At 67.0% G+C, this 21266-nt stretch carries 20 protein-coding genes; 8 read left to right on the top strand and 12 right to left on the bottom strand.

The features are described 5' to 3' along the window. Positions 1-51 precede the first annotated feature (51 nt). Positions 52-1899 (top strand): Na/Pi cotransporter family protein, encoded by a 1848-nt coding sequence (locus QO207_RS10220; RefSeq protein WP_301532317.1) that lies wholly within the window; start codon positions 52-54, stop codon positions 1897-1899. On the opposite strand, the gene QO207_RS10215 is transcribed toward QO207_RS10220, so the two are convergent. The 6 genes from QO207_RS10215 to QO207_RS10190 all read right to left on the bottom strand — a co-directional run bounded on the left by QO207_RS10215 (position 1900) and on the right by QO207_RS10190 (position 8612). Continuing rightward, complete coding sequence (locus tag QO207_RS10215; RefSeq protein ID WP_301532316.1) at positions 1900-3603, bottom strand: gamma-glutamyltransferase family protein; 1704 nt, start codon at positions 3601-3603, stop codon at positions 1900-1902. A 121-nt stretch (positions 3604-3724) separates the two neighbouring features. Then, on the bottom strand, positions 3725-3976 hold the full coding sequence (locus tag QO207_RS10210; protein ID WP_301532315.1) for a YfhL family 4Fe-4S dicluster ferredoxin: 252 nt from the start codon (positions 3974-3976) through the stop codon (positions 3725-3727). Between the two features lie 133 nt (positions 3977-4109). Beyond that, on the bottom strand, positions 4110-4589 hold the full coding sequence (coaD, locus tag QO207_RS10205; RefSeq protein ID WP_184590535.1) for a pantetheine-phosphate adenylyltransferase: 480 nt from the start codon (positions 4587-4589) through the stop codon (positions 4110-4112). A 378-nt stretch (positions 4590-4967) separates the two neighbouring features. Then, entirely contained in the window at positions 4968-6563 is a 1596-nt protein-coding gene (locus QO207_RS10200) for a GMC family oxidoreductase (RefSeq protein WP_301532314.1), read from the bottom strand. Between the two features lie 39 nt (positions 6564-6602). Further along, a complete protein-coding gene (locus QO207_RS10195; RefSeq protein ID WP_301532313.1) occupies positions 6603-7148 on the bottom strand; it encodes a twin-arginine translocation pathway signal protein in 546 nt (181 codons plus the stop codon). A gap of 33 nt (positions 7149-7181) precedes the next feature. Further along, on the bottom strand, positions 7182-8612 hold the full coding sequence (locus tag QO207_RS10190; protein WP_301532312.1) for a coniferyl aldehyde dehydrogenase: 1431 nt from the start codon (positions 8610-8612) through the stop codon (positions 7182-7184). A gap of 245 nt (positions 8613-8857) precedes the next feature. Here QO207_RS10190 and QO207_RS10185 point away from each other — a divergent pair, with 245 nt between their 5' ends. Then, the gene (locus QO207_RS10185) at positions 8858-9511 is read left to right on the top strand and encodes a TetR/AcrR family transcriptional regulator (RefSeq protein ID WP_301532311.1); all 654 of its coding nucleotides are present in this window, start codon (positions 8858-8860) and stop codon (positions 9509-9511) included. Between the two features lie 150 nt (positions 9512-9661). On the opposite strand, the gene QO207_RS10180 is transcribed toward QO207_RS10185, so the two are convergent. Then, a complete protein-coding gene (locus QO207_RS10180) occupies positions 9662-10078 on the bottom strand; it encodes a GNAT family N-acetyltransferase (RefSeq protein WP_192432254.1) in 417 nt (138 codons plus the stop codon). Between the two features lie 82 nt (positions 10079-10160). Beyond that, complete coding sequence (locus QO207_RS10175) at positions 10161-11156, bottom strand: hydrolase (protein WP_301532310.1); 996 nt, start codon at positions 11154-11156, stop codon at positions 10161-10163. Between the two features lie 108 nt (positions 11157-11264). On the opposite strand from QO207_RS10175, the gene QO207_RS10170 reads away from it, so the two are divergent. Further along, positions 11265-11618: a hypothetical protein gene (locus QO207_RS10170; protein ID WP_301532309.1), complete on the top strand. Its 354-nt coding sequence runs from the start codon at positions 11265-11267 to the stop codon at positions 11616-11618. A gap of 76 nt (positions 11619-11694) precedes the next feature. Beyond that, positions 11695-12690, top strand: coding sequence for a tetratricopeptide repeat protein (locus QO207_RS10165; protein ID WP_301532308.1), 996 nt, complete (start codon positions 11695-11697; stop codon positions 12688-12690). 6 nt (positions 12691-12696) lie between these two features. Here QO207_RS10165 and QO207_RS10160 read toward each other — a convergent pair whose 3' ends face one another. The 4 genes from QO207_RS10160 to QO207_RS10145 all read right to left on the bottom strand — a co-directional run bounded on the left by QO207_RS10160 (position 12697) and on the right by QO207_RS10145 (position 16862). Further along, positions 12697-13260, bottom strand: a complete 564-nt coding sequence (locus QO207_RS10160; RefSeq protein WP_301532307.1) for a hypothetical protein — start codon at positions 13258-13260, stop codon at positions 12697-12699. Between the two features lie 110 nt (positions 13261-13370). After that, positions 13371-13982, bottom strand: coding sequence for a 16S rRNA (guanine(966)-N(2))-methyltransferase RsmD (rsmD, locus tag QO207_RS10155; RefSeq protein WP_301532306.1), 612 nt, complete (start codon positions 13980-13982; stop codon positions 13371-13373). Further along, a complete protein-coding gene (locus QO207_RS10150) occupies positions 13982-15499 on the bottom strand; it encodes a pitrilysin family protein (protein ID WP_301532305.1) in 1518 nt (505 codons plus the stop codon). The genes rsmD and QO207_RS10150 overlap by 1 nt, the downstream gene beginning before the upstream one ends. After that, a complete protein-coding gene (locus tag QO207_RS10145) occupies positions 15492-16862 on the bottom strand; it encodes a pitrilysin family protein (RefSeq protein WP_301532304.1) in 1371 nt (456 codons plus the stop codon). Before QO207_RS10145 ends, QO207_RS10150 begins: the two co-directional genes overlap by 8 nt. A gap of 191 nt (positions 16863-17053) precedes the next feature. Between QO207_RS10145 and ftsY the strand changes: the two genes are divergently transcribed. From ftsY to rpoH, 4 genes are all read left to right on the top strand, one after another. Next, complete coding sequence (ftsY, locus tag QO207_RS10140) at positions 17054-18565, top strand: signal recognition particle-docking protein FtsY (protein WP_301532303.1); 1512 nt, start codon at positions 17054-17056, stop codon at positions 18563-18565. Next, positions 18562-19233 carry a cell division ATP-binding protein FtsE gene (ftsE, locus tag QO207_RS10135; protein WP_301532302.1) on the top strand — a complete coding sequence of 224 codons (672 nt, stop codon included), beginning with the start codon at positions 18562-18564 and terminating at the stop codon, positions 19231-19233. Before ftsY ends, ftsE begins: the two co-directional genes overlap by 4 nt. Then, on the top strand, positions 19233-20243 hold the full coding sequence (gene ftsX / locus QO207_RS10130; RefSeq protein WP_301532301.1) for a permease-like cell division protein FtsX: 1011 nt from the start codon (positions 19233-19235) through the stop codon (positions 20241-20243). The genes ftsE and ftsX overlap by 1 nt, the downstream gene beginning before the upstream one ends. Positions 20244-20353: 110 nt before the next feature. Then, on the top strand, positions 20354-21208 hold the full coding sequence (gene rpoH, locus QO207_RS10125) for an RNA polymerase sigma factor RpoH (protein WP_301532300.1): 855 nt from the start codon (positions 20354-20356) through the stop codon (positions 21206-21208). Positions 21209-21266: the final 58 nt, after the last annotated feature.

The following is a 21266-nucleotide window of genomic DNA, read 5'->3' as shown; positions in this document are numbered from 1 at the left end:
GCGCGGCCGCCTCGCCAGCTCGCCCTGACGTGTGACTTCCACGGGTAGCCCATGAACCTGAGCGGCTTGAAGAAGCACCTGCGTCCGCTGCTTCTGCTGCTGGTCGCCGGCGTCCTTGGCTACACCTTCTGGTCCAGCGCCGGCCTGCTGCAGTTGGGAGCGGGCCTGGCGCTGTTCCTGTTCGGCATGCAGTGCCTGGAAGAGGGCCTGCGCGATCTTGCCRGCAGCCAGCTCGAACGCTGGCTGGAGAAGAGCACCGCGACCCGCGGCAAGAGCCTGTTGTTCGGCCTCTTCGGCACCTTTCTGCTGCAGTCCTCGACCCTGGTTTCCCTGCTCACCATCGCCTTCATCAGCACCGGGCTGATTCAGCTGGCGGGCGGTATCGCCATCCTCTTCGGCGCCAACCTGGGCGCCACCAGTGGCATCTGGCTGCTGGCGCTGGCCGGGCAGAATCTCAGCCTCAGCCCCCTGGCGCTGCCGCTGCTGGTGTTCGGCGTGCTGATGGGCTTCAACGGCGCCAAGAGCAAGGCCGCCGGGCGCATCCTGCTGGGCATCGCCTTCATCTTCCTCGGCATCGACCAGATCAAGGACGGCTTCGGCAGCTTCGGCGATGCCATGGACATGAGCGACCTGCGCTCCGAAGGCATGCTCGGCGCGCTGCTGTTCGTCACTTTCGGCATCCTCATCACCGTGGTGCTGCAGTCCAGCCACGCCACGCTGATGCTGACCCTCGCGGCGCTGGCCGGCGGCCAGCTGGAGCTGGGCCAGAGCCTGGCGATCGCCATCGGCTCCAACGTCGGCAGCAGCGTCACCACGGCCTTCGTCGGCTCCCTGGGCGGCAATCGCAGCGGGCAGCGGCTGGCGCTGGCGCATGTGCTGTTCAACGTGGTCACCGGGGTGCTGGCGTTCCTCCTGCTCGCGCCGCTGACCTGGCTGGTGCACTGGCTGGTGGCGCCGGTGGGGCTGGCGGACAACCCGATGATCCAGCTGGCGCTGTTCCACACCCTGTTCAACGGCATGGGCGTGGTGCTGTTCTGGCCGATCCAGGGCGCGCTGGCCAAGGCGCTGGTGCGCTGGCTGCCGGAGGTGGAGGAGCCGGCGGTGCTGATCACCGACATGGCGCCGGCCCTGCCGACCATCGAGCGCACCCATGCGCGCTATCTCAACGAACGTGCGCTGGACTCCGCCGACGCTGCCGCCAGCGCGGTGCTGCAGGAGCTGCGTCACCTGGGCCGGCTGAGTATCGAGGTGATCTGCCACGCGCTGTACCTGCCGGTGGACATGCTCAACCAGCCGCGCATCGACGAGGGCCAGCTGCAGGCCGCCCCGGACCGTCACGCCCTCGGCGCGGACGTGCTCTACCAGCGCCACATCAAGGGCGTGTACGGCGACCTGCTGAGCTTCATGGGCCGCCTGGAGGTGCCGCTGGACGAGGAGCACCAGCGCTTCTGGCTGTCCTGCCAGGTGGTGGCGCTGCAACTGGTGGACGCGGTAAAGGATGCCAAACACCTGCAGAAGAACCTCGGCCAGGCGCTGCAGGGCGAGCCTTCGGCACTACGCGACACCTACGTCGAGCTGCGCCGGCACCTGATTGGCATGCTGCGGGAAGTGCGTGCGCTGGGTTCGCTGCTCGGTGGCGAGCTACCGGAAGAAGCGCTGGCCGCGCGCCTGCAACTGCTCGACGAGAGCGCCGCGGAGTTCGATGCGGCCTTCCGCCAGCGCCTGTTCGCCGCCGTGCGCCGCCAGGAGCTGGACGGCCTGCAGATGAGCTCGCTGATGAACGACCTGGGCTACGTCAGCCGGATCATCCAGAGCCTGCGCAACGTGCTGCAGCTGGGCACCGAGCACGGCCTGTTCGAGCCCCACGGCGACGACGCGTCGCCGCTCATCCTGCCCTGATTACTTGAGCGGCGCCGCCAGCTCGGTGGCCAGACCGATGCCGCGCGGGTCGCTGGCCGACTGTACCTCGCCGGATTTCTTGTTCCACAGCAGCACCTGCTGGTTGCCGTAGGCGCGGCCGACGTCCTTGAGCGTGTAGCCGCGGCGCTGCAGGTCGGCCATTTCACCGGCCATGAAGGCACGCGGTTCGTGCTCGATCACGTCGGGCAGGTACTGGTGGTGATAGCGCGGCGAGGACACCCAGCGCTGCACCGGCTTGCCGTCCAGGTAATCGAGCATCGCCAGCAGCACCATGCTGGGAATCCGACTGCCGCCGGGCGTGCCGAAGGCGGCCAGCTCAGTGGGGCTTTCGATGAAGCTCGGGCTCATGCTCGACAGCGGGCGCTTGCCGGCGGCCACGGCGTTGGCCTGGCTGCCGGCCAACTGGTAGGCGTTGGCGCCGCTGACGTCGGTGGCGAAGTCGTCCATCTCGTCGTTGAGCAGCACGCCGGTGCCCGGCACGGTGAAGGCCGCGCCGAACGGCAGGTTGACCGAGAGGGTGGCAGCCACGGCGTTGCCGTCGGCGTCCATCACCACGAAGTGGGTGGTGTGGTCGCCTTCACGCCAGGCCGGGGCCGGCGGCAGCGCGGAGCTGGGGGTGGCGCGCTGCGGGTCGATGCCGGCGGCCAGGCGCTTCAGGTAGTCGGGCGCCAGCAGTTGGCTGACCGGGTTGGCGACGCGGTCCGGGTCGCCCAGCAGGCCACGGTCGCGGTAGGCGCGGCGCAGCACTTCCACTACGTAATGCGCGCGCTGCACCGGCTCGGCCTTCTGCCACGGCAGCTGCTGCAGCATGCCCAGGCTCTGCGCCAGGGCCACGCCGCCGGCGGAGGGCGGCGGCGCGCTGATCAGTTCGCGGCCGTCCGCCAGCGGGTAGCGCAGTGCCTGGCGTTCGACGGTGCGGTAGCTGGCGAGGTCTTCCAGGCTCCATACGCCGCCGGCGGCGCGCACGCCGTCCACCAGCTTCTGCGCGGTCTCGCCTTCGTAGAAGCCGATGCGGCCATAGCGCGCCAGCTTCTCCAGGGTATTGGCCAGCTGCGGCTGGCGCATCAGGCTGTATTCCTCGGGCAGGTTGCCCTGGTCGAGGAAGATGCGCGCGGTCTCGCGGTCCTTGCGCATGGCGTCGAGGCGCCAGGAGGCGCGGTCGATGTAGACGCGGTCGATGGACACGCCATCGGTGGCCAGGCGGATCGCCGGCACCAGGTTGTTGGCCAGGGTCTTGCGGCCGTAGCGGCTGCTGATGTCCGCCAGGGCGGCGGGCAGGCCGGGGATACCGGCGGCCAGCGGGCCGTTGAGCGACAGCTGTGGGTCGACCTTGCCGTTGCGCTCGTACATCCGCGCGTGGGCGGCCAGCGGCGCGCGCTCGCGGGCGTCGATGAAGTGATAGGTCGGCGGGCTGCCGGCCTTGCGCAGCAGGAAGAAGCCACCGCCGCCCAGGCCCGAACCGTAGGGTTCGGCTACCGCCAGCGCGGCGGCGATGGCCACGGCGGCGTCGAAGGCGTTACCGCCGTCGGCGAGGGTTTCCAGGCCGGCCACGGTGGCCGACGGATGCGCGCTGGCAACGCTGGCCTGCGCCGGGTGTTCCGCGGCGTGCAGGGCGAAGCTCAGCAGCAGGAGGCTGCACAGGCCGAACAGGGAGGCGCGGGAGCGGGAGTTCAACAGGGACATGGCATCTCACGAACCGCCGGCACTGCCGGCTGGAAAACCAAATGGCGAAGGTGGAGGATAGACAATCCACAACGCCCCAGGTTTGTGAGAACTCAATGAAAAAGTGTCGAAACGCGCGAAGTCAGGCCTTGCCGGTGAGCTTCTTGTACTTCTCCATCAGCTCTTCCTTGCTCTCGACGCGGTTTTCGTCGAGGGGAATGCAGTCGACCGGGCACACCTGCTGGCACTGCGGCTCGTCGTAGTGGCCGACGCACTCGGTGCACAGGTTCGGGTCGATGACGTAGATCTCCTCGCCCTGGGAGATCGCGGCATTGGGGCACTCGGGTTCGCAGACGTCGCAGTTGATGCAATCGTCAGTGATTTTCAGGGACATCGAACAACTCCAACCATGGCGGCAGCCACGGCGATCGGTAGCAACAATGGTGAAATTGTGCCGTATCGGCGCGTTTAGTGCACGCGAACCGGGAGTCAACAGACGCAAACCGCCATCCTTGGCGGCTCGGCGGTCAGCGCTTGAAGCGCTCGGCCAGGGCGCTGGCCACCGCGGGATGGACGAACTTGGTGATGTCGCCGCCCAGCGCCGCGATCTCGCGCACCAGGGTGGAGGAGATGAAGGAGTACTTCTCCGACGGCGTCAGGAACATGCTTTCCAGGTCGGGGGCGAGCTGGCGGTTCATGTTCGCCAGCTGGAATTCGTATTCGAAGTCCGACACCGCGCGCAGGCCGCGCAGCAGGATGTTGGCGTTCTGCTCCTTGGCGAAATGCGCGAGCAGCGAGGAGAAGCCGACGACTTCCACATTGGGCAGGTGCGAGGTGACCTGGCGGGCCAGCTCCACTCGTTGTTCCAGCGGGAACAGGGGGTTCTTCTTGGGGCTGGCGGCGACGGCAATGATCACCTGGTCGAACAGTCGCGAGGCGCGTTCGACCAGATCGGCATGGCCTTTGGTGATGGGGTCGAAGGTACCCGGGTACAGCACTCGATTCATCGCGGCGTCCTGGTCGGCTCTTGTTGGCAGGCTGGGCAATAGCGGGGCGGATGGTAACGCAGCATGTCCGTGGGGCCAAGCGACCTTGGTAGTGCTTCCGTAAACGGACTACCGGATTTTTTCGCTGCGGGACCGCTGGGTCACGCGCAGGCCCCGTGCCAGAGGCTGCGCGTGCAAATTTCCGGCTTCTCCGCGGTTTCTACCCTGTAGGAGCGAGCTTGCTCGCGAACGGTGCTTCCCCGATGCATTGGAGTTGGGCGGTTCGCGAGCAAGCTCGCTCCTACGAAAAGCCATTTGGCGGATAACGCGGAACGGGTTATCCGCCGGCTTGCACGCGGCGGATAACGCTGGCGCGGTATCCGCCCTACAGGAGCGGGTTCAGGCCTTGCCCAGGCGCTTGGCCAGGGCGTCGGCCAGTTGCGCGGTGAGGCCGTAGACCGAGAGCTGCGGGTTGGCGCCGATGCTGGTGGGGAACAGCGAGCCATCGTGGATCGACAGGTTCTCCAGCTGGTGGTGGCGGCCGAGGCTGTCGCATACCGACTGCTTCGCGTCCTCGCCCATGGCGCAACCGCCCATCACGTGGGCGCTGCCCAGGCGGGTGCGGTACAGCTCCAGGCTCAGGCCGTCGATCAGCGCGTGGGCTTCCTTGGCGCTCTTCACGTAGTCGGCGTCGGCATGCAGCGGTAGCACCGCCTTGGCGCCAGCGGCGAACTGGATGTCGGCCATGGTGTGGAAGGCGCGGCGGATGCCGTCCCAGGTGTAGTCGGTCATCTGGTAGTCGAGCACCGGGGTGTCGTCGCCGCGCAGGCTGACCGAGCCGACCGCGCTGTCCGGGTGGAAGCCGTCGCGCATCAGCGCCAGGATCACGTTGGTGTGCGGCAGCTGCTCCATGCGCAGCGCGTTGTCCTCGCCGAAGCGGCCGAGCAGGGTGGCGCTGAGCGCCGGCTGCAGCGGCGGCACTTCGAGCTTGTAGGACATGCGTCCGGTGGCGCCGTCGTCCCACTGGAAGTGGTCGGAATAGATCGACTGCGGCGCGCCGTAGAACGGGTTGATGACCTCGTCGAACAGAGCGGCGCTGAAGTTCACCGTGTGCAGGAAGGTGCGCTGGCCGACGCGGCCGTTCGGGTCCGGCGCCTTGGAGCGCAGGAGGATCGCCGGGGTGTTGATGCCGCCGCCGGAGAGCACGTAGTGGCGCGCCTTGATGGTGATCTTGCGGCCGGTGGGGGCGACGCAGCGCTCATCCATGGCCGAGCATTCCAGGCCGCTGACCTTGTTGCCGTCGTGCAGCAGGCGGTCGGCGCGGGCGAGGAAGAGCAGCTCGCCGCCTTTCTCCAGGGTTGCCGGGATGGTGGTCACCAGCATCGACTGCTTGGCGTTGGTCGGGCAGCCCATCCCGCAGTAGCCGATGTTCCAGCAGCCACGGACGTTGCGCGGGATGACCTTCCAGTGCAGCCCGAGCTTCTCGCAGCCGTTGCGGATCACGTCGTTGTTGGCGTTGGGCGGCATGATCCAGGGCGCGACGCCCAGGCGCTGCTCCATCTTCTCGAACCAGGGCGCCATCTCGGCGACGCTGTGGCCCTTCACGTCGTGTTCCTTGGCCCAGTGCTCAAGCGTCGGCTCGGGAGTGCGGAAGCTGGAGGTCCAGTTGACCAGGGTGGTGCCGCCCACGGCGCGGCCCTGGAGGATGGTGATGGCGCCATCCTTGCTCATCCGGCCGATGCCTTCCTGGTACAGGCTGGGGTAGGCGTCGGACTCCTGCATCTTGAAGTCGGTGCTGGTCTTGAGCGGGCCTTCTTCCACCAGCAGCACCTTGTAGCCGGCGGCGCTCAGGGCCTCGGCAGTGGTGCCGCCACCGGCGCCAGTGCCGACGATGACGACGTCGGCTTCCAGGGTCAGGTCCTTGTCCAGGCGCGAGCCGTTGTGGACTTTCCAGCCGCGGGCCAGGCCCTCGGCGAACAGATCAGGTACGGGCATCGGGAATCTCTCAGGCGAATTCTTGTTGTTCTGGCGACATCAGATCTTCGGCGGGCCGGGGTAGCCGCAGTGGCCCCAGGATTCCGCGCGGCCGTACCAGGCCATCATCACCAGTTGCAGCAGCGAGCTGTGGCCCATCTTCAGCAGGGAGATGAAGCTGTTCTGCCAGCGGTGCAGGAAGTTCTTCACGTCGTCGGCGCTGGCGTTGTCCCAGCTGCCCCAGATGCCGGTGAGCGGCCCGCGGGTGATCGGCAGCGCGAGCACGTCGAACAGCTGCACGGTGAGCTTGAGCATCTCCGGGGAGAGGTGGTTGAGGCTGTTGTCCAGGCTTTCGATGGTGCCCTTGACCGCCTCGGCCATGCGCTCGGCGGGCACCGCGCCGGCCAGCATCACCGGGATCAGCGCCCGCAGGAAGGGCAGGTCGGAGTCGCGCAGCACGGCGAAACCGCTGGCCGGGGTGCTGGCCGAGCAGCCGCTCAGGCTGGCGGTCACGCCCGCCGTGGCGAGGAAGGCCCCGCCCAGCAGGCCGATCTTCAGCACGCCGCGCCGGGAGAGACCCGGCGCGCTCAGGGAGGTGTCTGTCATTCTTGTTATGTCACCTTGGGTGGATGGGGTCGGTCAGCGGATGAACAGCTTGTAGACCAGTTTCTGCAGCGACTTGCCGTAGGGCGGGTAGATCACCCGCGCGGCGTTGAAGCGCGGCTTGCTGAACACGCCCTTGGCCTTGGAGAAGGTCAGGAAGCCTTCGTGGCCGTGGTAGTGGCCCATGCCGGACGGGCCGACGCCGCCGAAGGGCATGTCGTCCTGGGCCACATGCAGCAGGGTGTCGTTCAGGCACACGCCGCCCGAATGGGTCTGGGCCAGCACGTGGTCCTGCTCACGCTTGTCGTAGCCGAAGAAGTACAGTGCCAGCGGGCGGTCGCGTTCGTTGATGTAGCTGAGCGCCTGGTCGAGGTTCTGGTAGGGGATCACCGGCAGCAGCGGGCCGAAGATCTCTTCCTGCATGATCTTCATCTCGTCGGTCACGTTCAGCACCAGCGCCTGCGGCAGGCGGCGGCCCTGGGCCTGCGGGTAGAGCGGCACGACGGTGGCGCCGCGGGCCTGGGCATCGGCCAGGTAGCCGTTCAGGCGCGACAGCTGGCGCTCGTTGATGATCGCGGTGTAGTCGGGGTTGTTCTCCAGTTTCGGGAAGAAGCCCTGGACCACTTCGCGGTAGCTCTCGACGAACTCGTCGACGCGGTTCTGCGGCACCAGCACATAGTCCGGCGCCACGCAGGTCTGGCCGGCGTTGAGCGACTTGCCGAAGGCGATGCGCTCGGCGGCGTCCTTCATCGGCACGCTGGCGGAAACGATGGCCGGCGACTTGCCGCCCAGCTCCAGGGTGACCGGGGTGAGGTTCTCGGCGGCGGCGCGCATCACGTGCTTGCCGACGCTGGTGGCGCCGGTGAACAGCAGGTGGTCGAAGGGCAGCTTGGAGAAGGCCACGCCGACATCCACTTCACCCTGCACCACGGCGACCAGGTCCTCGGGGAACACCTTGCCCAGCAGCTCTTTCAGCACGCGAGCGGATTCCGGGGTGGATTCGCTCATCTTGATCATCACCCGGTTGCCGGCGGCGAGTGCCCCGGTCAGCGGGCCGATGGCGAGGAACAGCGGGTAGTTCCACGGCACGATCACGCCGACCACGCCCAGCGGCTGGTAGATGACCTTGGCCGAGGCCGGCATGAACTGCATGCCGACCGAGCGGCGCGAGGGCTTCATCCACTTCTTCACGCGCTTGGCCGCGTAATGTACGCCGTGCAGGCTGGGCATCACCTCGGCGAGCAGGGTCTCGTCGGCGGAACGGTTGCTGAAGTCGGCGTTGATCGCATCGATGATCGCCTTCTGCTCGGTCACCAGCAGGTTGGCGAGGCTCTTCAGCCACTGGATGCGCTGGCCGGCGTCGGGCATGGGGTTGGCGCGATACGCCTGGCGCTGGCGTTCGAGAAGGGTTTCCAGCTGATTGATCTGCTGCTGGGTCTGCTGCAGGTAGGCGATGTCGGCAACCATGACGGGCTCCTTGGCGGAAGCGGGTGGGGAAGCTCTCCGATGATTCGCACAGGAATCGCGGATGCCTCGCGTTTTTATACTGTCGCTGGTTTTTTAGAGCAATTGCTCTAGAGTGTCAATCAGCATGCCGGTTCCGCGCCGCCAGGCCCAGCCAACGAAAAGTTGGGCGGGCCCGCCAGTTGTGTCAGGTGGTAGCAATCGGTGTACCTTTGCGTCCGCGCAATCCGCTTCGACGAGTTTTGGCAATGGCACCACGCATCAACACCCGTGACCGCATCGCCCAGGCCAGCCTGGAGCTGTTCAACGCCCAGGGCGAACGCAGCGTCACCACCAACCACATCGCTGCGCACCTGGGCATCTCGCCGGGCAACCTGTACTACCACTACCGCAACAAGCAGGTGATCATCGCCCAGCTGTTCGCCGAGTACGAAAGCCACGTCGACCAGTTCCTGCACCTGCCCGAGGGACGCGCGCTGACGGTGGAGGACAAGACCTTCTATCTGGAAGCGCTGCTCGCCGCGATGTGGCATTACCGCTTCCTGCACCGCGACCTGGAGCACCTGCTGGACTCCGACCCGGAGCTGGCCGCCGGTTACCGCGCCTTCGCCCGTCGCGCGATGGACAACGCCAAGGCGATCTACCGCGGCTTCGTCGACGCCGGCATCCTGCAGATGGACGAGCCCCAGCTCGAAGCCCTGACCCTCAACGCCTGGATCATCCTCACCTCCTGGGTGCGCTACCTGTGCACCACTCGCGAAGTGGCCAATGACCTCAGCGAAGCGCTGATGCGCCGCGGCATCTACCAGGTGCTGGCGCTGGAAAGCGGGCACATCGCCCCGCCGTTCCGCGAGGCGGTGGCAGCGGTGTTCGACCGGTTGTACGTGCCGCTGGAGGACTGATCTGCGCATAGCGCGGAGACTTCGGAGTGGCTTCGGCCCTCACCCCAGCCCTCTCCCAAGGGGAGAGGGGGCAGATCCTGCCGGCTGATAGATCGCCTTCATCCTGCGCCGAACGGTCCCTCCCCCATTGGGAGAGGGGCTTTCGAAGTGTTAAGCATCCACCTGGCGCGGCCCCGGCACCCGTGGCCGGCGCAGGGCGATGCCGTGGCGCAGGAAGAACTCCTCCACGCCCTCGGTGGCGTCGGTGTAGAGCGTGCGGTTCGGGTGATCGGCGAGGAAGCGCGCCATCAGCGCCAGGCCGATCCCGCGGGACTGGAAGCCCGGCAGCACGGCGATTTCCGCCAGCCACGTGGTCTGCGCCGTTTCGCTTTCCGCGCGCAGCAGGCCGAGCACCTGTTCGCCGTCCACGGCCAGCAGGAAGTAGCTGGAGAATTCGTAGAGATCGCGCAGCTCCGCAGTAGTGCCGGGTGAGCCCCAGCCCACGGCGCGGTACAGCGCGGCGATGCCCGCGCACTGTGCATCGCTCAGGGGTTCGTTGTGCAGAATCGTCAGCGGCGTGTCGTGCATGGCGGCGCTCCTTCCTGGCGTTTCCTTCCTGGTGCAGTTCCAGTCTGCCTCATTCCGGCGCCCAGTGGCTGACCCAGCTCAGTCAGGCTTCGCGTCGTTCGCGCAGCCACTGCGGGATGCGGCGCTCCAGATAGTAATCCGGGCGGCCAGGCGAGCCGCCGATGAAGCCGACATGGCCGCCATGGGACAGCAACTCCATCTGCGTCGAGGCGGACAGCTCGTCCAGCTGCGGCACGCTGTGGGCGTGGATGAACGGATCGTCGCTGGACTGGATGATCAGCGTCGGCACGCGGATGCCGCCCAGGTAGTAGCGGCTGGAGGCGCGCCGATAGTAGTCGTGCACATCGGCAAAACCGTGCAGCGGCGCGGTCACGCGGTCGTCGAAGTCCCAGAAGGTGCGCATGCCGTCCAGCGGGCCGAGGCGTTCCAGCGCGGCGAGGTTTTCCGCGTGGCCGCCGGCGGCGAAGGCCTGGCGCTTGGTCTGCACATAGGCCACCAGCTCGCGCATGAAGTGCGCCTGGTAGACCCTGGAGAAACCGATGCCGATGCGGTCGGCGCACTGGTCGAGGCGGAACGGCACCGACACCGCCACCGCGCCCTTGAGCGGGCAGCTCTCGGCGGATTCGCCCAGGTACTTGAGCAGCACGTTGCCGCCCAGTGAATAGCCCACCGCATAGAGCGGCGCCATCGGCCGCTTGGCGCGGACGTGGGCGACCACCGAGGCGAGGTCTTCGCTGACACCGGAGTGGTAGCCGCGCGGCAGCAGGTTTGACTCGCCCGAGCAGCCGCGCCAGTTCAGCGCCACGCTGGCCCAGCCTTGCGCCGCCAGCTGTTGCTGCAGACCGAGGATATAGTGCGACGACGACGAGCCAGTCAGACCGTGCAGTGCCAGCACCAGCGGCGCATCCGCCTCGTGCGGGCCGTGCCAGTCGAGATCGATGAAGTCGCCATCCTCCAGCCACAGCCGCTCGCGGGTGCGTTCAAGGCTGGGCGCCTTGCGCAGCAGCGAGCCATAGAGTGTCTGCAGGTGCGGGCCGGGAAGCCACCAGGCGGGTTTGAACGGGGAGGGTATAGTCATCACGGATCGAATGGGGCTGACGAGTCGTGATAGTAACGCCAAGTTGGTCGTGCAATGGATGCCTTGTGCATCCGCCGCCAGGGAAACCCACGCAAAGGAGGGGATGGCATGTGGAAGAAGATCGCGGCATTGAGCCTGTTACTGTGGCTCGCCGCGTGTGGCGAACCGGTGCCGCAGGAGCACAAGTCCTACGTGGGTTTGTGGACCGCGCCGCAGATGAGCCTGCTGGTCACCACGGATGGCCGTGTCGTCTACAAGCGGCTGTCGGGCAGCACCTCGAAGTCCATCGAGGCGCCGATCAAGAGTTATGAGGCCGACGGCTTCACCGTGGGCTTCGGCCCGTTCGGTACGAGCTTCAAGGTGTCAAAACCGCCCTATCAGGATGGCGGGAAGTGGAAGATGGTGGTCGACGGCGTGGAACTGGTGCGCACCAGCACCGTCGATATCGGCAAGTCCATCTGAGGGCTTGCTGCACCCGCAGCATCAAGGAGTCGGCCCGGAAGGCCGACCGCTTCAACCGACATGAGGATCGTCCCCTATGTTCAGCCGCTGGCTGTTCCTCTCCGCTCTCACCGTGGCCTTGCCCAGCTTCGCCTGGGCCGAGGGTGCTTCTTCCGACTTCAGCGAGGACGCGCCCAGCGCCGAGCAGAGTGATCCGCGCGGCGAAGAACTGTTCGCCGAGTTCACCCGCCTGCAGCAGGCCGCCGCCACGGGCGAGCCGCAGGCACTGTTCGACTTCGGCGCCTATTTCTACCACCAGCAGAACTACGCCGGTGCGCGCAAATGGTGGGGCAAGGCGGCCGAGGCCGGCCTGGCCCGCGCGCAGATCCAGCTGGCCATGCTCTATCGCGATGGCGACGGCGGCCCCGAGGACAAGGCCGAAGCAGCGCGCTGGTTTGCCAAGGCTGCCGAGCAGGGCGATGCCGGCGCACAGAACGAGATGGGCGTCCTCTACTGGGGCGGCGAAGGCGTCGACAAGGACCGGGTCAAGGCCGGCACCTGGTTCGAGCGCGCGGCCAAAGGCGGTAGTGAGGATGCCGAGACCAACCTCGGGTGGTTCTACCTCGATGATTCCCAAGGCGTCTATGGCGCCGCCAGCGACGAAGAAGCCGCCCTGCTGGATCGCTACGCCGCCAGCCGCGAAAAGGCCTTCCAGTGGTTCTGCAAGGCAGCGACTAAGGGCAACGCCCGCGCCCAGTTCAAGACCGGTGAGGCCTACTGGAACGGTCTGGGGGCGGGCATGAACAAGCTGCAGGCGCGGCTCTGGCTGGAAAAGGCCGCGCAGCAGCAGGACGCGGAAGCCATCGCCTGGCTGAAGACCGCCGAGGACACGGCCTGGTACACCCGCCTGGAAAACTGGACCCACGCTGCGCTGGATGGCGAGTTGTCCGGCACGGCCGATTGCTCCGGCGCGGCGGATCGTCGTCATGCCGATCGCGCTGTGGAGAATGAATCGCCCGAGCCCGAAGCCGTGGAAGCCAGCGCGGCGGATGCAGCAGAAGCAGTGGACGCCGCCGAACCGGCGAGCCAGTAAGGCTCGCTACCAGCCGAACTCGTCGGCCAGGTCCTCCGCGCGGCGGGCGTCGCCGAGCAATTGCGCCAGCTCGCCGATCAGCTCGCGGCGGTAGAGCGGATTGACGCTGTAATCCTCGGCGAAGATGTCCTCGCCCGCTCCGCGCCACACCCGGGCGAAGGTGGCGAGGCAGGCGGTCATCTGCCACAGATCGTCGAACATCGGCGCGGGGTCCCAGGGGCCGCCGTGCTGGTCGAAGAGGATGCGGCCGCTGGAGCATTCGAGGATGAATGGGTCGGCACCCTGGTCCGCCACCACGATCCAGTCCTCGTTCCACCCCGCCAGCCGCTCACCGGTCAGACCGTGCCAGCGATAGCCGGCCTGCTGTTTCCACAGCTTCGCCAGCGAGGGAATGAAGAACGGATTGCCGGCGGTATCCAGGTTGCAGTCACACGGACCGACTTCGCGGTAGAAGCGCTCCAGCTCGGCGGGCAGGGCGATCTCACCGGCCCAGTCGCTGGCCGGCTGTTCGAAACAGCGCTCGTCCAGTGCCAGCAGTTGTTCGCGGATCGAGAGTGGGGTGGTGGTCATGGTTCAGCCGTCCTTTGCTGTCGGTTGATCTTGTTGCTGCCCTTTGGATTTCGCTCCAGCGATTCCTCAAGAGCGAACCGCTGCAGGTTCTGCAACGGTTCGCTCCCTGCTCAGGGCTCTTGCCGCTGCCACAGCGCGTAATGCACCGAGCCTGCCTTCTTCTCCCGATGCAGCCGCCAGTTGCCCGGCAGGCCGAGACTGGAGGGCACGGCTTCGCTTTCGGTGTAGACCCAGGCGTTGCTGGCCAGCCAGCCGCGTTCTTCCAGCAGGCGGCAGGTGTTCTGCAGCAGGTCCTGGTGGAAGGGCGGGTCGAGGAAGACCAGGTCGAAGGCCTGGGAGGCCGGGGCGTCGAGGTAGCGCAGCGAGTCGGTCATCAATAGCTGGCCGTTGCCGCACTTGAGCGTATCGAGGGTGCTGCGCAGGGCGGCCACGGCTTCGCCGTTGGTGTCCAGCGCGAGGCCCGCGCTGGCGCCACGGGACAGCGCTTCGAGGAACAGCGCGCCGCTGCCGGCGAAGGGGTCGAGCACGCGGGCGCCCGGGACGTAGGGCGCGAGCCAGTTGAACAGGGTCTCGCGCACGCGGTCGGGGGTCGGGCGCAGGCCCGGGCCGTCGGGGAAGGCGAAGCGCCGGCTGCGCCATTCGCCGCCAATGATGCGCAGCTGGCCCTGGCCGCCGTGGGGCTTCTGTGCGGCGCGCGGGGCGCCGCCGGGTCGTTTGCTCATCAGTGCTCCGGTACGCCGGCGGGTTGCTCGGCGGGTTTGTCGGTGGGCGGCGGCAGCGGTTGCTGCGGCACGGAGGGGCCGGCGGTAACGATGACGAAGGCGTCCGGGTCGAGGTGGCGGCGCATGGCTGCCTTCACCTGCTCCACGCTCAGGCCCTGGACCTGGCTGAGGAAGGTCTCCAGGTAATCCAGCGGCAGGTTGTAGAAGCCGATGGCGCCCAGCTGGCCGACGATGTCGGCGTTGCTCGCGGTGGAGAGCGGGAAGCTGCCGGCCAGCTCGCGCTTGGCGTCGTCGAGTTCCTTCTGCGTCGGGCCCTTGTCGAGGTAGTCGCGGACGATGTCCTGGACCAGCTTGAGGGTGCCTTCGCTCATCTCGGCGCGGGTCTGCAGGCCGATGGTGAACGGCCCGCGCGACTGCATGCCGGTGAAGCCGGAGTAAACGCCGTAGGTCAGTCCGCGCTTCTCGCGCACCTGGTCCATCAGACGGGTACCGAAGCCGCCGCCGCCGAGGATCTGGTTGCCCAGGTAGAGCGCGGCGTAGTCCGGGTCGTTACGGGTGATGCCCAGCTGAGCCAGCATCAGCTGGGTCTGCTTGGACGGGAACTCGATGTGGGTGACGCCGGCCTTGGGCATCTGCGGCTCGCCCGGCGCCGGCAGGGCGGCACCCTTGGGCAGGGATTTCGAGACGCTACCGGCGATGGCTTCGGCCTGCTCGCGGGTCAGGTCGCCGACCAGCGCGATGACCACGTTGCCGGCGGCGTAGGCCTTCTGGTGGAAGGCGCGCAGCTGGGCGACGCTGATCTTCGGTACCGATTTCTCGTTGCCGTCGCTGGAGTGGGCGTAAGGGTGGTCGCCATAGAGCCGCTTGAACAGCTCAAGGCCCGCCAGCTTGCCGGGGTTCTGCTTCTGGTACTCGAAGCCGGCCATGACCTGGTTCTTGATGCGCGCCAGGGCGTCCTCGGGGAAGGTCGGCTGGCCGATCACCTGGTCGAACAGCGCCAGGGCGGCGTCGCGCTTGCTCGGCTCGCTCAGGCTGCGCAGGCTGGCCACCGCCATGTCGCGGTAGGAACCGTTGCCGAAGTTGGCGCCCAGGTCGTCGAAACCGGCGGCGATGGCGCTGGTGTCCTTGCCGGGCACGCCTTCGTTGAGCATGGCGTTGGTCAGCATGGCCAGCCCGTAGGCGTCGCCGTCCTGGCTGCTGCCGGCGGCAAAGGTCAGGCGCAGGTCGAACATCGGCAGCTCATGGGCCTCGACGAAGAGCACGCGGGCGCCTTCGGCGGTCTGCCATTGCTGGATGTTCAGCTTGCGGTGGCTGGGCGCCTTGCCGGCGGCTTCGGCGAGCGATTGCAGGCCGGTGGGCGCGGTATTTTCGGCGGCAGCCGGTTTTGTTGGGGCAGGTGCCGGCGCTGCCGCTTCGGGTGCGGCAGCGGGGCGGGAAACGAACAGTACCAGTCCGGCGATCAGCGCGATGACGATCAGCCCGACCAGGCCGTAGCGCAGGCCATTGCGTTCACTCATGGCTCGGCTCCTTGTCGGTGGCGACTTCCGGCAGGACCTGGGCGAGGGTCAGGCGGGAGCGGGTGAAGTAGGTGCGGGCGGCTTGCTGGATATCTTCGGCGGTAACCGCCTGGATGGCTTCCAGGTCCTTGTCCGCCAGGCGCCAGCCGAGGCCGACGCTTTCCAGCTCGCCGATGGTGCTGGCTTGCCCGGCGATGGAGTCGCGCTCGTAGACCAGCCCGGCGATGACCTGGGCGCGCACGCGTTCCAGTTCTTCCTTGCTCGGTGGGTTCTGCTTCAGGTCTTCCAGCTGCTTCCACAGCGCGGCCTCGACCTGGTCGAGGGTCTTACCGGTCTGCACGTTGGGCGTGGCCGAGAGGAAGAACAGGCCGTCGCCGCGGGAGAAGGCGTCGTAGGAGGCCGAAGCACCGGCGACGATCTCTTCGCCGCGCTCCAGGCGGGCGGACAGGCGCGCGCTGTAGCCGCCGTCGAGGATCGCCGAGATCAGGCGCAGGGCGTTGATCTGCTTGGCGTCGTCGCTGCTGCCCAGGGTCGGCACGTTGAAGCCCATGATCAGGCTGGGTAGCTGGGTGCGCACGTGCAATTTGAGACGACGTTCACCCGGCTCGGCCAGCTCCAGCGGTTTGCGCGCGGCGGGCAGGTCGCGCTTGGGAATCTCGCCGAAGTACTTCTCGGCCAGGGCCTTCACCTCGTCGCCGCTGACGTCGCCGACCACCACCAGAGTGGCGTTGTTCGGCGCATACCAGGCCTGGTACCAGTGGCGCAGGTCGTCGATGGTCATGCGCTGCAGATCGGCCATCCAGCCGATGGTCGGCGTACGGTAGCCGCTGGCAGGGTAGGCGGCGGCCTTGAAGCGCTCGAAGGCCAGCGCGCTCGGCTTGTCCTCGGTGCGCAGGCGGCGTTCTTCCTTGATCACCTCGATCTCGCTCTTGAACTGGTCGGCCGGCAGGGCGAGGTGCGCCATGCGGTCGGCTTCCAGCTCCAGCGCTACCGGCAGGCGGTCGCGGGCCAGCACCTGGTAATAGGCGGTGTAGTCGTCGGTGGTGAAGGCGTTCTCTTCCGCGCCGAGGTCGCGCAGCACCAGCGAAGCCTGGCCGGGGCCGAGCTTGCGGCTGCCCTTGAACATCATGTGTTCCAGGGCGTGGGAGAGGCCGGTGAGGCCGGGCGTCTCGTAGCTGGAGCCGACCTTGTACCAGAGCTGGGAGACCACCACGGGGGCGCGGTGGTCCTCGCGGACGACGACCTTCAGGCCGTTGTCCAGGGTGTATTCGTGGGTGGGCTGTGGTTCCGCGGCGCTGGCCATCAGCGGCAGCAACAGGGAGCCGAGCAGCAGGCCGGCGTGACGGCGTGCAAGGGTTTTCATCGTGGACTGAACCTTTCGGGCTGTCCGCGGGGTCTATGCAGGCTGGCGGCCAGCCTCTTAACCCCGGCGGGCGAGGAGATGCTAGGATACCCATCCGTTTTCCGGGCGGCCACGTTCTGGGCTTCTCAAAGCTGTTTCGAAGCTTTTTTGCTGCCAGTTTCCGTGGCGTCCCCTAGAGATTCGATCCCTACATGTTTGGTTCCAACGACGACAAGAAGGCCCCGCCAGCCGGGGAGAAGAAAGGTCTGTTCGGCTGGCTGCGCAAGAAGCCGCAGACCCCGGAGCAGCCCGCCGCCGACACCGAGCCGCAGGTTGAACAGCCTGTTGCCGCCGAACCGGTTGCTGCCCCCGAGCAGGTTCCCGTCGCCCAGACCGAAGCGCTGGCGCCGCGCGCCGAGCCGACGCCGGAACCGACTCCCGAGCCTGTGATCGACGTGGTCCCGGCCAGCGTGCCGGTCGAGCCGCTGGCGCAGCCCGCTCTGCAACCAGAAGCGCAGCCTGCTCCTCAGCCTGAGCTCGTTGTCGCCGAAGCGCCGATCGCAGTCGAGGCGCCGCAGCCCGCTATCCAGCAACCGGCCGTCCAGCCGCCAGTCAGCCAGCCGGTCGAAGCGCCAGTCGCTGCGCAGCCGGTCGAGCCGGCACCAGCGCCTGTCGCCGCGCCCGTTCAGCCCGAACCCGTGGCCGAAGCCCCCGTCGTGGTCGAACAGCCGGAAGCCGAGCCTGCCCCGCAGCCCGAGCCGGAAGCCAAACCGGCTGCCACGGAGCCAGCCAAGATCGGCTTCTTCGCCCGCCTCAAGCAGGGCTTGTCGAAGACCAGCGCCAGTCTCGGCGAAGGCATGGCCAGCCTGTTCCTGGGCAAGAAGGCCATCGACGACGACCTGCTCGACGAGATCGAAACCCGCCTGCTGACCGCCGACGTTGGCGTCGAGGCCACTACCACCATCGTGCAGAACCTCACCAAGCGCGTTGCGCGCAAGGAACTGGCCGACAGCGAAGCGCTGTACAAGGCCCTGCAGGAAGAGCTGGCCGGCCTGCTGCGCCCCGTCGAGCAGCCGCTGACCATCCCCCGCGACAAGCAGCCCTACGTGATCCTCGTGGTCGGCGTGAACGGCGTCGGCAAGACCACCACCATCGGCAAGCTGGCGAAGAAGCTGCAGCTCGATGGCAAGAAAGTCATGCTGGCCGCCGGCGACACCTTCCGTGCCGCCGCCGTCGAGCAGCTGCAGGTCTGGGGCGAGCGCAACAACATCGCGGTGATCGCCCAGCACACCGGCGCCGATTCCGCCTCGGTGATCTTCGACGCCGTGCAGGCCGCCAAGGCCCGTGGCGTGGATGTGCTGATCGCCGACACCGCCGGCCGCCTGCACACCAAGGACAACCTGATGGAAGAGCTGAAGAAGGTGCGCCGGGTGATCGGCAAGCTGGACGAGACGGCTCCCCACGAAGTCCTGCTGGTGCTGGACGCCGGCACCGGGCAGAACGCCATCAACCAGGCCAAGCAGTTCAACAACGCCGTGGAACTCACCGGCCTGGCCCTGACCAAACTGGACGGCACCGCCAAGGGCGGGGTGATCTTCGCCCTGGCCAAGCAGTTCGGCCTGCCGATTCGCTACATCGGTGTCGGCGAAGGGATCGACGATCTTCGAACCTTCGAGGCCGACGCCTTCGTCCGTGCACTCTTCGAGACCCGGGAAATCGCATGATCCGTTTCGAGCAGGTTGGCAAACGCTATTCCAACGGCCATGTCGGCCTGCACGAGATTTCGTTCCGCGTGCCGCGCGGCGAGATCATGTTCGTCACCGGCCACTCCGGCGCGGGCAAGAGCACCCTGCTGCGCCTGATCCTGGCGATGGAGCGACCGACCTCCGGCAAGCTGCTGCTTGGCGGGCAGGACGTCTCGCGCATCTCCACCGCGCAGATTCCCTTCCTGCGCCGGCAGATCGGCGTGGTGTTCCAGAACCACCAACTGCTGGATGATCGCAGCGTGTTCGAGAACGTCGCCCTGCCGATGCAGATCCTCGGCCTGCCCAAGGCGGACATCGCCTACCGCGTCGAAGCGGCGCTGGAGCGGGTGAACCTCAAGGAGAAGGCCGAGGACCGCCCGTCCGACCTCTCCACCGGCCAGCAGCAGCGCGTCGGTATCGCCCGCGCGGTGGTGCACCGTCCGGCCCTGCTGCTCGCCGACGAACCCACCGGCAACCTCGACCCGCGCCTGGCCTCGGAAATCATGTCGGTGTTCGAAGACATCAACCGCCTCGGCACCACCGTGCTGATCGCCAGCCACGACCTGGCGCTGATCGCACGCATGCGCCACCGGATGATCACCCTGCAGCGCGGCCGCATCATCGCCGACCGTGAGGAGAACGCCTGATGAGCGCCAATGACCTGCCCCGCGGCGACGAAGAAGGCACCCCGACGCGCAACACCCGCGAGCGCCCGGAAGATAACGAACACCAGGACCACAGCGCCTCGCTCTCGGCCTACGCAGAAAACCACCGCGCCAGCCTGATGGACAGCCTGCACCGCCTGGTCAGCCACCCCTTCGGCAGCTTCTTCACCTGTCTGGTGATGGGCATCACCCTGAGCCTGCCGATGGGGCTGTCGCTGCTGCTGAACAACGTCGAGCGCCTCGGCGGCTCCTGGCAGCGCGCTGCGCAGATTTCCCTGTTCCTCGACCTCAAGGCCAGCGAGGCCCAGGGCCAGGACCTGCGCGAACAGATTGAGAAAATGCCCGATGTGATCGAGGCACAGCTGATCAGCCGCGACGATGCGCTGAAAGAGCTGCAGGAACAGTCCGGCCTCGGCGAAGCGCTGAAGGAACTGCCTGACAACCCGCTGCCGGCGGTCATCTCGGTGACGCCCAAGCAGATCGACAAGGCCCAGCTGGATGCCTTGCGTCAAAGGTTGTCGGAGCTGCCGGGTGTACAACAGGCCCAGCTGGACCTGGTCTGGGTCGAGCGGCTGTCGGCGATCCTCAAGCTGGGCGACCGCTTCGTCTTCGGCCTGACCCTCCTGCTGGTGCTTACGCTGCTGCTGGTGATCGGCAACACCATCCGTCTGCACATTGAAAACCGCCGTAACGAAATCGAAGTCATCAAGCTGGTTGGCGGGACGGACGGCTACGTGCGCCGCCCCTTCCTTTATATGGGCGCGCTGTACGGCCTGGGCGCGGGCATCCTGTCCTGGGCCCTGCTGGCCTTCGGCCTGGACTGGCTGAACAGCTCGGTGGTCAACCTAGCCGGGCTCTACGGCAGTGATTTCGGCCTGGCGGGCGTGCCCGTCGACGATGGCCTGTCGCTGACCGTGGGCGCCGTGCTGCTGGGCTGGATCGGCGCCTGGCTGGCCGTGGCGCGCCACCTGCGCGAGCTGGCGCCACGCTGAAACCCCCTGATTTTGCAGGGATTAAGCGGGTGTAAAGGAACTTTTACACCCGCTTGCAGTCCGATTTCGCAGTGCTACACTGCGCGAGTTTCGTGAATCGGAGGATTCGCATGACCACTTCTCTGCAACCTGTCTATGCCCTGGCTCCCGGTGCAAACCTGGAAGCCTATGTGCACTCGGTGAACAGCATTCCGCTGCTGACGCCGGAGCAGGAGCGCGAACTGGCCGAACGCCTCTTCTACCAGCAAGATCTGGAAGCGGCACGGCAAATGGTTCTGGCGCACCTGCGCTTCGTCGTGCATATCGCCCGGAGTTATTCCGGGTACGGCCTGTCACAAGGCGATCTGATCCAGGAAGGCAACGTCGGTCTGATGAAGGCCGTGAAGCGCTTCAACCCGGAAATGGGTGTGCGCCTGGTGTCGTTCGCCGTCCACTGGATCAAGGCCGAGATCCATGAGTTCATCCTGCGCAACTGGCGGATCGTGAAAGTCGCGACCACCAAGGCGCAGCGCAAGCTGTTCTTCAACCTGCGCAGCCAGAAAAAGAAACTGGCCTGGCTGAGCAACGATGAAGTGCACCGCGTCGCGGACACCCTCGGTGTCGAGGCCCGCGAAGTCCGCGAGATGGAAAGCCGTCTCACCGGACAGGACATGGCCTTCGACCCGGCGGCGGATGCCGACGACGAGAGCGCCTACCAGTCCCCGGCGCACTACCTGGAAGACCATCGCTACGACCCGGCGCGCCAGCTGGAGGAAGCGGACTGGAGCGACAGCTCCACCGCCAGCCTGCACGAAGCGCTGGAAGGCCTGGACGACCGCAGCCGCGACATCCTCCAGCAGCGCTGGCTGGCCGAGGAGAAGGCGACCCTGCATGACCTAGCTGCCAAGTACAACGTCTCCGCCGAGCGGATTCGTCAGTTGGAGAAGAACGCGATGAACAAACTCAAGGGTCGCATCGAAGCCTGACCGGCTTCGACGCGCCCCGCGAGTCGCGAACCGCACCCTGGTGCGGTTTTTTTCTGTC

It is taken from the genome of Pseudomonas sp. CAN1, assembly GCF_030462585.1.
GTDB lineage: Bacteria > Pseudomonadota > Gammaproteobacteria > Pseudomonadales > Pseudomonadaceae > Pseudomonas.
Note: the sequence above shows the minus strand (reverse complement) of the source record. Positions and strands in the feature narration are given on the sequence as shown.